At 47.8% G+C, this 14651-nt stretch carries 9 protein-coding genes; 3 read left to right on the forward strand and 6 right to left on the reverse strand.

Features of this window, described 5'->3' with window-relative positions:
• The first annotated feature begins 4 nt into the window (after nt 1–4).
• From GO755_RS07145 to GO755_RS07155, 3 genes are all read left to right on the forward strand, one after another.
• The gene (locus tag GO755_RS07145; protein WP_157584025.1) at nt 5–1507 is read left to right on the forward strand and encodes an APC family permease; all 1503 of its coding nucleotides are present in this window, start codon (nt 5–7) and stop codon (nt 1505–1507) included.
• A gap of 104 nt (nt 1508–1611) precedes the next feature.
• Complete coding sequence (locus GO755_RS07150; RefSeq protein ID WP_157584026.1) at nt 1612–2409, forward strand: sulfite exporter TauE/SafE family protein; 798 nt, start codon at nt 1612–1614, stop codon at nt 2407–2409.
• A gap of 93 nt (nt 2410–2502) precedes the next feature.
• On the forward strand, nt 2503–3906 hold the full coding sequence (locus GO755_RS07155; protein WP_157584027.1) for an MBL fold metallo-hydrolase: 1404 nt from the start codon (nt 2503–2505) through the stop codon (nt 3904–3906).
• A 19-nt stretch (nt 3907–3925) separates the two neighbouring features.
• Here GO755_RS07155 and GO755_RS07160 read toward each other — a convergent pair whose 3' ends face one another.
• The 6 genes from GO755_RS07160 to GO755_RS07185 form a co-directional block, all read right to left on the reverse strand.
• On the reverse strand, nt 3926–6802 hold the full coding sequence (locus GO755_RS07160) for a M16 family metallopeptidase (protein WP_157584028.1): 2877 nt from the start codon (nt 6800–6802) through the stop codon (nt 3926–3928).
• A 73-nt stretch (nt 6803–6875) separates the two neighbouring features.
• A complete protein-coding gene (locus tag GO755_RS07165) occupies nt 6876–7271 on the reverse strand; it encodes a hypothetical protein (RefSeq protein ID WP_317165812.1) in 396 nt (131 codons plus the stop codon).
• Between the two features lie 93 nt (nt 7272–7364).
• Entirely contained in the window at nt 7365–7850 is a 486-nt protein-coding gene (locus GO755_RS07170; RefSeq protein ID WP_157584029.1) for a nitrate reductase associated protein, read from the reverse strand.
• A 250-nt stretch (nt 7851–8100) separates the two neighbouring features.
• On the reverse strand, nt 8101–9558 hold the full coding sequence (locus GO755_RS07175; protein ID WP_157584030.1) for a rubredoxin domain-containing protein: 1458 nt from the start codon (nt 9556–9558) through the stop codon (nt 8101–8103).
• A gap of 5 nt (nt 9559–9563) precedes the next feature.
• Nucleotides 9564–13217: a nitrate reductase gene (locus tag GO755_RS07180; RefSeq protein ID WP_157584031.1), complete on the reverse strand. Its 3654-nt coding sequence runs from the start codon at nt 13215–13217 to the stop codon at nt 9564–9566.
• A gap of 101 nt (nt 13218–13318) precedes the next feature.
• Complete coding sequence (locus GO755_RS07185; RefSeq protein ID WP_157584032.1) at nt 13319–14620, reverse strand: NarK family nitrate/nitrite MFS transporter; 1302 nt, start codon at nt 14618–14620, stop codon at nt 13319–13321.
• Nucleotides 14621–14651: the final 31 nt, after the last annotated feature.

Genomic DNA, 14651 nt, shown 5'->3' on the forward strand with positions numbered 1-14651 from the left:
CTACATGGAAACTAAATTAAAACCTGTTGATACCAGTGTCTGGCGTAAAAAGCCCCTTGCGGCTTATGAGGCCGACATGAAAAAAAGTGAACTCAAGCGTGTACTCACTCGCTGGGGACTAACCTCACTCGGCATCGGTGCTGTTATCGGGGGGGGGATTTTTGTATTAACAGGTATTGCCGCCCACGACTGGGCTGGTCCAGCTTTAGCCTTGTCGTTTGTACTGGCCGGTGTAGCTTGTACGTTCGCGGCCCTTTGTTATGCAGAGTTTGCCTCTATCCTACCCGTAGAAGGTTCAGCTTATGCTTATTCTTATGGAACCGTCGGTGAAATTTTCGCCTGGCTTATCGGCTGGAACCTGATTCTGGAATACATGATGGGGGCTACAACCGTAGCGGTGAGTTGGTCGGGTTATTTCGAGAAGTTACTCCATCTCTTTCATATTGAGCCACCTATCTGGCTAATGAACGATCCTGTTACAGCGCAGGAAAAAGCAGCAGCGCTTCGTGCTGCGGGCGTGGCTGTTCCTGACTTCTCTTTCGCCATGAATCTCCCTGCTTTTCTGATTGTACTAGTCGTCACGTATATTCTGGTTAAGGGTATTAAAGAAGCCGCCAGCACGAATAACATCATCGTAATTGTGAAAGTAGCGGTCGTTATTTTCGTAATTATTGTCGGTGCGTTTTACGTAGATACCGCAAACTGGCACCCGTTCCTTCCTGAACCAGTTATTGACAGCACAGGGCAACAACACTACGGTTTCAATGGTATTGTGACGGCAGCCAGTATCGTATTTTTCGCTTATATCGGCTTTGACGCTGTTTCGACGCAAGCCGGTGAAGCAATTAACCCCAAGAAAGACGTACCCTTTGCGATTATCGCTTCGCTTGTTATCTGCACAGTGCTCTACATTCTCGTTTCACTTGTGTTAACAGGTATGGTGCCATTCAAGAGTCTTGATTTGAAAGCTCCCGTAGCGCAGGCATTTGCCGATAAAGGTTTAACCTGGGCCGTTTACATCATCACCATTGCCGCTCTGGGTGGTCTAACATCTGTAATGCTGGTAATGATGCTCGGTCAGACACGGGTTTTCCTGGGTATGGCAAAAGATGGTTTGATTCCTCCGGGCTTGTTTGCAGCCATTCACCCTAAGTTTAAAACCCCCTGGAAAAGCACGATTCTGGTCGGTATCATTGTGTCTATCGTTGCTGCCTTAACGCCAATCGATAAAGTATCGGAGTTAACCAGCTCGGGAACACTGCTCGCTTTTGCCATGATTTGCGGTGCCGTTTGGTTGTTGCGGGTTCGGGAACCGAATTTGGAACGGCCTTATAAAACACCCGTTTTACCCTTGATTGCTACATTGGGTATCTGTGCAAACCTGTATCTGATGTACAATCTGCGTACCGATACCAAAATATCGTTTGTGGTTTGGTGCATCATCGGCCTGATTGTTTATTTCACCTACAGTCGGAAGAATAGTCATCTGAATAAGCCACAGGAATAATTCCTGGTTTTAATAGTGCCATTTAATGAAAATGCCCGCTAGCTTTAAGTTAGTGGGCATTTTTCATTAGTCTATAGACTAAACAAGTGTAGTTTTGTTCTGCGATGAATGGACAGGAATTATTCGGGTATGCTTCAGCTCTGGTAGTAGGCTTAGTGATCGGTCTGGCCGGGGGCGGAGGTTCTATTCTAACCATACCCATTTTTGTCTATATCTTCAGCATTCCTCCCATTCTGGCAACGACCTATTCGCTGTTTGTTGTCGGGTCGACTTCATTGATAGGATCAATCAATCATATCTGGAAAAAACAGGTTGACCTCAACGTTACCGCTGCGTTTGCGCTACCTTCGTTCATCTCCGTCTACTTAAGCCGCCGATTTCTGGTTCCTGCCCTACCAGATCCCTTATTTCAATTCGAAAAGTTCCAGTTATCGAAGAGCGACGCCATTTTATACTTCTTCGCTATTGTTATGGTAATTGCTGCTAGAGCTATGATCCGTAGTGACCGCCCGGAGCAAGGTGAAGCCGCCGACGGGCATCCACGTTATGGCAGCCTGGCTCTGGATGGACTAGCGGTAGGCTTACTGACAGGAACTATTGGCGCTGGAGGGGGTTTCATAATTGTACCGATGTTAGTACTGATGGCTGGCTTGTCAATCCATCGGGCCGTAGCAACTTCTGTTTTGATTATTGCTGTTAACTCGTTCGTTGGTTTTTTAGGTGATATTCATCATACAGGCTTAAACTGGAATTTTCTTCTGCCCTTTACGGGTTTATCCATAATCGGGATTTTTGCGGGAATGTATTTAGCCCGCTTCGTAGCCCCTGACCGACTAAAAAAAGGATTTGGCTGGTTTGTGTTGGTGGTTGCACTATACATGATTAGCCGGGAGATTTTATAAAACTGTTCCAGGTTTCGTGTTCCAAGTTTAGACTAATCAATTGAGTCGATTACTCAGATGGAACTTGAAACCTGAAACTTGAAACAGTAATTCATGATCATCGAACAACTATACACGGGCTGTCTGGCTCAGGGAGCTTATTATATCGAAAGTAACGGTGAAGCCGCTATTATCGACCCACTTCGCGAAACGGCACCTTATATCCGAAAAGCGGAAAAAGCGGGTGCCAGAATCAAATACGTTTTCGAGACACACTTCCATGCCGATTTCGTTTCGGGACATATTGATTTAGCTAAGAAAACAGGTGCTACCATCGTGTATGGCCCCAATGCAAACACAAGTTATGAGGCTTATCATGCGAAGGATGGCGAAACCTTTTCACTAGGCGACGTGACCATAAAAGTGCTGCACACGCCTGGCCATACACAGGAATCCACCACTTATTTACTCATTGATGAAGCGGGAAAAGATCATGCTATTTTCACGGGCGATACCCTTTTCATTGGCGATGTTGGCCGCCCTGATTTAGCGATTAAAGGCGACCTAACCGAGCGCGACCTTGCCGGAATGCTCTACGATAGTCTGCATACGAAAATTATGCCCCTTGCCGATGACGTCATTGTTTATCCGGCTCACGGCGCGGGTTCGGCTTGCGGCAAAAATATGAGCAAGGAAACAACCGATAAACTCGGCAATCAGAAACGTTTCAATTATGCCCTTCGCGCTAAATCGAAGGAAGAGTTTATTGAAAAAGTCCTCGATGGACTAACAACGGCCCCAGCTTACTTTGCCGAAAATGCCCGGCTCAATAAAGAGGGTTACGAATCGATTGATCGTGTTATGCAACGCGGCAGTCAAGCACTTTCGCCCGATGCCTTCGAAACAGCGGTTAACGAAACGAGCGCACTGATTTTAGATGTTCGTGATGCCGCGGACTTTGCGAAGGGATTTATTCCCAACTCAATCAACATTGGTCTGAATGGCCAGTTTGCACCCTGGGTTGGCGCGTTGATCCTTGATTTAACCCAACCTATTGCACTTGTTACTCCCGTAGGTCAGGAGAGCGAAACCGTTCTTCGGCTAGCCCGCGTTGGTTACGATAACTGCATTGGTTTTCTGAATGGCGGATTTGATTCCTGGCAACAAGCAGACAAAGAAGTCGACACCATTGAATCCATTTCTGCTGAGGAGTTTGCGCAACGTTGGCAGCAAAACCCTGCCATGCAAATTGTGGATGTACGCAAACCTGTTGAGTTTGCTACCGAACACGTCAAGGATGCTGAAAATCTGCCATTAGACAATTTAAACGATCATATGGCTGCCATCAACCGCACTGAGCCGGTTTATGTACATTGTGCCGGTGGCTACCGGTCGATGGTTGCCAACTCAATCCTGAAAGCGCGCGGTTTCGATAATGTCGTGAACGTAGAAGGCGGGATGGGAGCTATCAAAAAAACAAGCGTACCGATTGTAGTCGATACGCCTGTTTCTCATTGATAATTATATTCCTACGAGACTACTTCTTCTCCGGCATCAGCACCAGCCGAATGTAGTTCGAGCCAAAATATTGATTGGCAGCCGCCTTAGTGCTTTCAACCGTTACTTTGTTGAGTTGTTCGCTTTCGTGCAGGACTTCGTCGGGAGCGTCGCCATTGTAGTACTGATTCTGGAGATAGCCGAGCCAGAATTGGTTGTCTTTCAACTGCACTTCGGTTTCCCGGCGAGTTTCGGCCTTGAACTTAGCGATGTCGGCTGGGAGCGCGCCTTTCTGTTTAAGGTCATTGATTAGCTCCTGCGTTTTAGCAATGAGCTTATCAACGTTTTCGGGGGCACAACCGAAGTTGATGCGGAAGGTATAACGGGGCACCGGATATTTGGCGTAAGCTGCGTTGGCACCAACACCGTAAACACCACTTTCCTCTTCCCGCAGCTTTTCAATCAACTTGATTTCAAGTACTTCGGCCAGCGCGTCTAACTGAGTAGCGGTTTCTGGCGACCAGGTGATGTCGCCTGTGTACACCAGCTGTACGGATGCTTTTGGATCAAGTCCTTTGTAAACGGTTTTGTTGATTTCGCCTTTTGGTGCGCGAATGCCCAGATCCTTGAATTTCTCAGGCTTATCGGTTGCGGGTAAACCACCCAGATATTTTTCGACCAACGGCTTTAGCTGATCTTCCTTGAAATTACCGACGAAATAGAACGTGAAATCACCCGCATTTGCAAAGCGCTCCTGATAAATTTGCAACGCACGATCAAGATCAATTTTATCTAAATCCTCTGGCTTGAGTGGTAATCGACGGGGGTTGTGATTGCCGAGCGTAACCGTTACCGTATCCTGAAACACGCCTTGTGGCGTTGGCGTATTAATTCGGTTTTGTAAGGCACTTCGTTGATTCGATAGAAAACCTTTTACGACATCAGGGTCTTTGCGTGGCTGGGTAAAGTAGCTATACAGCAACTGTAAAGCCGTTTCCAGATCCTTCGGCGCAGCACTACCATTGATGCCTTCGCTCAATTCACCCACATACGGAAATACACTCACCTGCTTGCCCGACAGAAATTTCCCCAACTGAATCTGATTATAAGCCCCCGTACCGCCCATAGCCGTAAGGGTAGACGAAAATCGCGCCGACTGGAAATCCTTCAGATCATAGAGTGACGTACCGCCAAAACTGCTGGCCGAAAATAGAATCTGGTCATTCTTGAAATCCGTGGGTTTCAAGATTACCCGAACACCATTTTTGAGTGTCCATTCTGTTACGCCGATGTCAGCTACTTTCTTTTCATTCACGACAGGCGAACCCGTTGGTTGCGTAGCCAATAGCGGACTATCGATCGTTTTGTCTTCGTAGGCTGTTAGGCCCTTCCCGGCATCATCAATGTAACTCAGAATTTGTGCTTCCGTTGGGAGTTTGGCTTTGTCTTTTTCGGGAGCCATCACAATAACCGCCCGGTTGTCGTTGTGGATAAATTGATCGACCAGCGCATTCACTTCGGGCAGTTTGATACCGTCCTGCTCTTTTTTCAGGAAATCATAATAGAATTCGATACTGGTATACGGCTCTTTATCCGTAAAATTCTGAACGTATTCGTTCACGAAATTGACCGACCGGGTTTTGTTCCGTTCGCTATACGCCTGCTCTACGTTGGTCATAAATTCCTGCTTAGCACGCGCTAATTCGGTAGGCGTAAAACCGAATTGTTTCACCCGAGCATTTTCATCCAAAACGGCCCGAATGGCTTTTTCTACATTACCCTCCTTAGCCACAGCAATGGATGTAAAGGCATCCAGATTACCAAGGAAATCACTGTAATTGCTATAACCGCCCAAAAACGGTGGATCGGCGCGTTGGGTTAGCTCCTGAATTCGGTTGCCCAACATGGTATTAAACAGACCACGTTTAATGCTCTCGCGAAGGTCGTTCAGGGTTTTTTCTTTGATTTCAGGGCGTTTGTAAATCACCTGCACCACCGTGTTGGGTTGTTCAGGATCAGTCACAATAACCACCTTCGTGTCTTTGTGCGCCGGAATCTCGTATTCGGTGCGTGGTTTGGCCGGGCCGCCGTTGCGGTTTTTTACGGCTGCAATCCGTCCGAATTTTTCGCGGATAATACCTTCTACCTGCTTTATATCGAAATCACCCACGGCAATAACCGCCATCAAATCAGGCCGATACCAATCTTTGTAATATTGACGCAGTACTTCGGGTTTGAATGTGGTCAGCACCTGTTCGGTCCCGATGGGCAGTCGTTTTGAGTACTGTGAATTATTCAGCAAAAGTGGAAAATACTTGTCGCGCATCCGCTGACCAGCACCTCGTCCAAGCCGACGTTCTTCCAGGATTACGCCCCGCTCTTTATCGACTTCAACAGGATCGATGGTGGCGTTATGCGCCCAGTCTTCCAGAATCTGAAATGCCTTCGAAAACACATTGGCCGAATCTGTTGGCACAGGCAATTGATAAACTGTTTCGTCGAAACCAGTGTACGCATTCAAATCGGCCCCGAAACGAACCCCCGCCGATTGCAGAAAATTGACCAGTTCATTCTTTGGAAAATTCTTGGTACCGTTAAACTCCATGTGTTCCATGAAGTGCGCCAACCCCTGTTGATTATCAGTCTCCAATACCGACCCAGCCCGAATAACCAACCGCAATTCAGCGCGATTTTTCGGCTCAACATTTTTGCGGATATAATACGTCAGCCCGTTAGGTAGTTTACCTACTTTAACCGCCGGATCGAGTGGAATAAGGGCATTAAGGTTAGGAGTTGCCGCTTGTGAGGTCGGCTTCGAAGCAGGCTTGGCAACGGTTGTCTTAGATTTAGGAACGGGTTGCGCCACTACCAGCGTAGCGCTCATGAACAAACTCAGTGAGAATGGAAAACGTACCATTTGGTCGTTTGAATTAGGTTATGATTTGGGGAACGAATGTACACAACAATAACGATTGGAGAAGGCGAATCGTTTAATGCTTCCAGATCAGGAGAATCGTAACGGCTAGGGAGGCAAGGACTGAAAACCAGCAGATAGCGATAACCCAACGGGTTGGAATTTCCCACATGGGCGCGTGAAGCATCTCTGTTTCCTCGTCAACTTCTACGGTGCCGTAGAAATTTCGTGTACAAAAGTTATCCCAATCGTCATAATCAACGAACTGAGCAAGCGTATCCAAAAAAGAAGCAGAGAGCACAACCGATGATTGCCAGAAGAGTTGTAATTCCTGAGCATCGACAAGCCGATGAGTGTGTTTACGAATAAGCTCACTTAGCTGCACAAAGTCGCGGGAACGCCAATGGGACGATTGTTCCCACCGCAAGACGCGCTCGATCTGCTGTTTGAGGTTATTCGTATGCCGATTCACACGTTAATACTAGTAATTTTTTGGTAATACTTAAAGAGTGAAAGAATGAATGAGTGAATGAGCGCAAAGCTGACGCAAGTTTTTTACGCTCTTTCACTCATTCATTCTTTCACTCTTTAAAAACTCCCGAATAGCTCTCGGGAAATTTGCGCCTTCGTGGCCGGAGCGACTTAGCTTAACCAGTGCAAATCGCTGTAAAACATCAAGTTGCAGCCATTGCTGAATCGTTACGGGACTACACTCCCATTCCAATGCTTTCTGTAAAACCTCATTAGGTACTTCGCCTAAACATTCCCAACTCGCATCAACTGTGCCCAGATCACTTACCTGATGATGGCATCGGGTCTGGATAAGATTGATCAGATCGAGTCGATATTGAGCAATTTCGGCGGGTGTATAACAGGGTTGCGTTGCCAATCGAGCTTTGTCATCAATGGTAAGCTTTACCCATTCTGGAAGCTTTAATTTGATGCCGCATGTATCCAATTTGTAGCGAACAACCATCGGGATGCACCGAAGTGATTCAACAAAGTCGCTCTCAAAAGCGAAGAAAATAGGAGCTATAGCAACTGGTTTCATAGAAAAGTATTTTTACCACAGAGACACGGAGAACGCAGAGAAATCCCGGATTTAAATGATCACGATTGCCCGATTTAATCCTTACTTGATCTGGTGCGACCCCGTTGGGGTCGAATGTTTATAGAGACTAATCCAACTATAGACATTCGACCCCAACGGGGTCGCACTCCAAAACAATCTGAATCAACGTACTCTCTAACACGTAAATCATCTGTGTTCTCCGTGCCTCTGTGTTTAAACAATCTATTTTTTAGCTTACCAACTCTACAGGTAATTCACGCAACTCAGCTTTGGGAGCGTCGCAGGTTGAACATTGATAATCGGCAGGCAACTGATCGAATCTTGTACCTGCCGGAATATTACTTCGTGTATCACCATATTGTTCATCGTAGACCGTAAAACAATGTGGGCATTGATAGATGCTTGTGGCTTTATTGGGCGCAGACTCGGTTTTCTCGGTATCAATCCGTACCGTTTCACTATCTTCTTCCTGCCGTCGGGCATTGAATTTCCGGCACAGGCGATTGAGTTGATTCGGCAAATGAAGCTTAAATAGTCCCTTTTCAAACAGTCGATACGTCCGACTATTGGGGTTAAAGTTTTCGGTAAAATAGATGTCGTAAACACTGAATAAGGCCAATTGTCCTAGCCGAAGCAACGGACGCTTGCGTACCAGAACCGAACCAAAAACTTCTGATTTTGGTCGGGTTTGAATACCAAAACATAAGCCAAACGTTCGGGTATCGTTTTTAGCAAAGTACCGCAGAACGTAGTTTTTTAGCTCGGTTCCTTCATCCGTATGATCTTCCGTTTGCCAGGCAAGCTCGTTGGCAGCGTGGCGCACATTGATATTATGCTTACCCAGCACATACGACCAGGCCGCACGATCTTTCTCAGAAATCCCTTTAATAATGAGCGACTTCCAGGGCGTAACGCATAACTCACCGATACGGGTTTTCAGACAGAGCGCACAAATATCCAGTAGAAAAGCAATCGAAAACTGTTCGTCGCGCCGATATAAACCTAACCACGAACGCTGTCCATACCGGTTAAAGCCTTCGTAATACGGTAAGGAAAACTCCGGCAATTCGACCTCTTCAACGGCAGGTTGTGTAATAAACGACTGCGATCCCGTAATGGCCCGATAAAGTGATTCTTCATCCTGAAGCCCCACTCCTAGCATGGCTTCCTCAACCGCCTTAGCCAGTCGGCCAATATCATTGGTATAGATTAGTTCTGGCCATCGAAAAAGCGTATTCGTTTGTTTCGGTCGGACATATAGATACCAGAAATGAGGATCGGACGAGGCAATGAAATTAAGGTTTCCGGTAAAAAACGGTGTAAAGCTCTGATTCGAATCGGAGAGGTTGACTTTTAGTCGTGGCTGATAATCAAACTGATCGAGCACGGTATGGTATTCACTTTCGCGCAACCACGCCCCCGTCCGAAAAACGTCCTCACCACAATAGGAACTGATAATATTCGGGTACTGCTCCGAATTTAGTTCATAGGCAATCTCGTGCTGCTTCAGGTCTTTTTCCAGAAACCGCATGTCTTCATAATGCACTGTCATGAGCAGCTGCTGACGCGCCCCAAAGCGTACAGTCCGCACCTTGGCTTCATACGCCAGTTTCAGCAGCGTTTGCAACGTACCGGGCGAAACAATCCCAGCGGGCAGATTGACTTTCAGGGTATAATAGTCGCGCATGGGTTTTAAATAGCGAAAGAATGAAAGAGCGAAAGAGTGAATAATGCGACGGGAGCTAATCCGATTATAACGCTCTTTCGCTCTTTCATTCTTTCACTCATTATTTCTAAAATACTCCGCACCTCCGGCCTACACGAACCACACCCCGTTCCGGCACCTGTTTTCTGGCAGAGCTGCTGAAAATCGGTGCAACCAGCCTGAATGGCTCGCTCCAGATTTCCCTGACCGACGGTATTGCAGGAACACACGAGTTTGCCTTCTACTGGATCAACTTTTTTGCTGGCTCGCAGGAGTTGAAGCCGCTTATCCGACAACTCAATGCCGTTGGCAATCAGGTCGCGGAATTCGGCAAATTCGTTTTTATCGCCCACCAGAATAGCTCCAACCAGTTTATCATTGTGAACGATGCACTTTTTATAATACCGTTTCGACTTGTCGATAAAGACGATTTCCTCAAAGTTGACCCCTTGTCCGGCAGGCACCTCGCTAATACCGATACTGCACAGGTGTAAGCCTTCCATTTTCAGAATATTCATGGATAGACTACCTCGATAGGGTTGCGAAATATCGCCCGCCAGAAAACGAGCGACTGTTTCGGCCTGTTGTTCGGCGGCTAACGTAACACCCCACATCTGACCGTTCCACTGAGCCACTTCACCAGCCGCAAAAATATCAGGATCAGACGTTTGTAGATAATCGTTTACCACCACGCCCCGATTACAGGCAAGTCCGGCAGCACGGGCGATTTCAATGTTTGGCTCGGTTCCGATGGCCATAACAACAACCTGACAGTCTAGCTTCCGGCCCGATTTCAGTTGAACGCCTTCTAGCCGATCGGTGCCAGCAAACGTCTGAATTTCTTCGTTGAAATAAACGTCTATGTCCCGATCCAGCAGCTCCAGATACAATAACTCGCTGGCCAGTGGGTCAAGTTGGCGCTCCATAAAACGGCCCGACCGATGAATTAGCGAAACTCGAACACCTAGTTGACGTAGGGAAGCGGCCAGTTCCAAACCCAGTAAACCACCGCCAACCACCACGGCCTGGGGCGACTCTCTGTTCAGAAAAGGCATGAGTGAGTCCGCATCGAGCCGCGAACGCATGTTAAAAATACCAGGCAACTTCGGTACGCCTTTCGGCATAAACGCGCGACTACCTGTGCCTAGCAAAAGCTTGTCATACGAATGCTCTATGCCGTTTGTATCAACGACAATTTTAGCTTTCCGGTCAATGTGGGAGATTCCTACGCCTTTATGAACTGTGATGTTTGTTTCGGCAAACTGGTCTTCACGCAGTTTGACGAGTTGCTCCCAAGTCTGCTCGCCACTGATGTAATCAGGAAGCAAGACGCGGTTATAAAATGGGTAAATCTCTTTGGAGAAAACATGAATTTCATCGTCAGTATTCAAGCTTCGGTACTGATTGATAAAACCCAATCCCGCTGAACCCGCGCCAATGATAATTATCTTCTCAACGGGTTTCCGATAAGGCACGACCTCAACCGCCGAAAACTTAAAATCGGGTTCTTTCGAGCGCGGATCAACGAGCGAACTGGTCAGGTTGTTAGCTCTGTTAAGGTTACTACTGAGCATCTTACCCCAATGCATCGGCAAAAAACATAAGCCGCGCCGAACATCGTCGGTAAGCTGTGCTTTCACCCGAACATCACCACGACGCCCCCGAACCTCAACTAGCTGCCCATCCTGAATTCCGCGTTTTTTTGCATCCTCAGGATGAATTTGCAGGAACGGCTGCGGAATATGCTGATTCAGTTTCGCCACCCGACCCGTTTTGGTCATGGTGTGCCACTGATCGCGGATACGACCAGTGGTTAAGACAAGCGGAAAGTCATTATCTGTCGGCTCCGACGTATTTCCGTCGGGTACTGCATGAATCTGGGCTCGTTTATTAAGCGTATAAAACTGGTTGTCTGTGAAAAGGCGTTTTGTGCCAATTGACCCCTCCGATACGTCGGACCGCCCCGGCCCCTCCCCTTGAACTAAGGGGAGAGGGGAAATACTCACGGCCCCATGCTCTGTACTTTGTGCTGCATAAGGCCACTGAACAGTCCGTTTTTCCTTCAATAGCGCATAGCTCACGCCTGTCACATCGACGTTCGTGCCTGCTGTAATTTGAGTGTATTCCTGATATACTTCTGATGCATTGGCGTAATTGAACTCATCACCAAAGCCCATTTTCTGGGCGAAACGCCAGATGATTTCGGCATCGGGCAGGGCTTCACCGGGGGCATCGAGTACTTTTGGTAAATACGCAATTCGGCGCTCGGCGTTGGTCATGGTGCCTTCTTTTTCGAGCCAGGCAGCCGCAGGTAATACTACGTCAGCAAACTGCACGGTATCTGCCCGATTCGATACGTCCTGAACCACGACGAAACGGGCGTTTTTTAACGCTTTTTCGGCCGCATTAACATCTGGCATACTCACCAGTGGATTGGTGTTGATAATCCAGATGGCTTTCAACCGATCATCGGCCAAGGCATCGAACATCTCTGTGGCGGTCAGACCTGGCTTAGCAGCAATCTTGACGGGGCTATTCCAGAACGCTTCGACTTCGGCGCGGTGGACGGCATTCGTTACCTCGCGGTGAGCGGGTAATATGTTGGCCAGGCCGCCCGTTTCGCGACCACCCATTGCGTTAGGCTGACCGGTTAAAGAAAATGGCCCGTTACCTGGTTTACCAATCCGGCCTGTAATCAGATGCAGGTTAATCAGCGACAGGTTCTTGTTCACGCCCACCACCGATTGATTCAGGCCCATTGTCCAAAGCGATAGAAATCCCTTTGAGCGACCTATCCAGTCGGTTGCGGTTTCGATACTCTCGGCAGAAACGCCACAAATTTCGGCAGCCTCTTCAACCGTACGGAGCATCACCTGATCACGGTAGGCTAGAAAGCCATCGGCATGATTGGTAATGAACTCGTTATCGATGTAATTCTTCTCAATCAGCAATCGCCCAACTGCGTTATTCAGGACAATATCGGTGCCGGGACGAAGGGGCAAGTGGAGATCCGATGAGCGGGCCGTGTCCGTTTTTCGAGGGTCGACGCAAATGATTTTGACATTTGGATTGGCCGCTTTGTGCGCTTCAATCCGACGCCAGAGAATGGGATGGCACCAGGCCGGATTGGCGCCTTCAACCAGAAAGAGATCGGCCTCTTCGATGTCGTCGTAACAAACCGGCACCGAATCTTCGCCCAACGACAGTTTGTAGCCCACAACCGCCGAACTCATGCAGAGTCGGGAGTTTGTATCGATGTTATTAGAGCCGATAAACCCTTTGATGAGCTTATTGACCAGATAATACTCTTCGGTCAGGCATTGCCCCGACACATAAAACGCCACCGAATCGGGACCGTATTTCTGGATAAATGTTTTAAAAACAGCCGCTGTTCGTTCCAGAGCAGCATCCCAACTCACCCGTTGCATCGGCATGTTTCGGTTGAATCGCATCTGTGGATACAGTAGCCGATCCGACTGGTCCATGACCGTGTAATGCAGATTCATGCCCTTCGAGCACAGCATCCCCTTATTTGACGGGTGCTGTTTATCACCCTCAACGGTCAATCGTCCGTTCGATTCCTGCTTGACTACGATTCCACAGCCAACACCACAATAGCAACAGGTCGTTTGATGAGTCATGACTTTTTTGAGTGAAGAGTTAAGAGTGAAAAATGAAGAATATCGTCTGTCGGTTATCCGTTTTTATTCTTCACTTTTCACTCTTAACTCTTCATTAATTATTACGCTGTTTGCAATTCAACATCTGCGGGTTCTATCACTGTTTCTTTACTGAAGTTTACCAGGAATAAGAGTAATCCGGCAGCGGCTACGACACAGCCGATGTACAGAAAGGCCTGCCCATAGCTGATGGATTGTGATTTAAACAAGAAGGCCATAAGCATACCACCGAGGTTTCCACCTGCCCCCACTACGCCCGAAATAACACCGACGGCTTTAGGATTCACAAAAGGCACAATGGCATAGGTGCTTCCATTCGACATTTTCAGGAAAAGAGCAAAGGCAATCATCGACAGAATAGCCATTGGTAGGCTTCCGGCCTGCGCAAACAGCATAATGCCAGCCCCTTCTAATACCAACATACCTGCCAACAGAACTCCCTTGCCACGCATGCCGTATTTATTCCCAACTTTATCGGCTACGATACCGCCAAGTGCACGGGCAAAAATGTTCATTCCCCCAAATAACATAGCCCAGAAGCCTGCCTGCGTTTCTTCTAATTTGAAATTGTCGAAGAAATAAAGGGCCGCTACACCATCAAAGGTGATTTCCATACCGAAGCAGCACGCATACGCCAGTGCAAGCGCCCATACACGGATATCAGCGCAGGCTGCCCAGAAACTTACTTTTTCTGCTTTGGCAACAGAATGCCCAATATCACTGTAGTTGCCAGCGGGAGTATCTTTCGTAAAGCGATAATAGATGAACGCCATCACGAGCATAAACACGCCCGGCACAATCATGGCCAGCCGCCACGCTTCGCCCTTTGTATAGCCGAACCCAACAATGGTTGCCATAATGACTGGCATAGCCAACTGCGTGATACCACCGCCAAGGTTGCCCCAACCACCTGCTACAGCATTGGCCGTGCCTTTGATTTTGGGCGCAAACATCATCGATGTATGAAACTGCGTGATCACGAACGATGCCCCAATCACACCAATCGCCAGGCGGAACAGCAGAAAAGTTGTGTAATCGTGCGCCAGACCAACGAACATAACGGGCAACGACCCAAGCACCAGTAACGCCGTATACGTTTTACGAGGTCCCCAGGTATCGCACAACTGTCCGATAACCAATCGGGCCAGAATAGTAGCTGACACAGCCGCAATAATGGTATTGCCAACTTGTGGTTTCGTCAGCCCCAAATCGGCGCGGATGGCAGGCATCAGTGGAGCTAGCCCGAACCAGCCGAAGAAACAGACAAAGAAAGTAAGCCACGTGATATGGAACGTTCGCATCTGGACACCCTTAAAACTGAAGATATTTAGCTTAGTAAGCGGTTGATTAGCAGTCAGATTCATGGTCTTTTGTGTTTAGAAAACTATAACTGAT

It is taken from the genome of Spirosoma arboris (assembly GCF_009754945.1).
GTDB lineage: Bacteria > Bacteroidota > Bacteroidia > Cytophagales > Spirosomataceae > Spirosoma > Spirosoma arboris.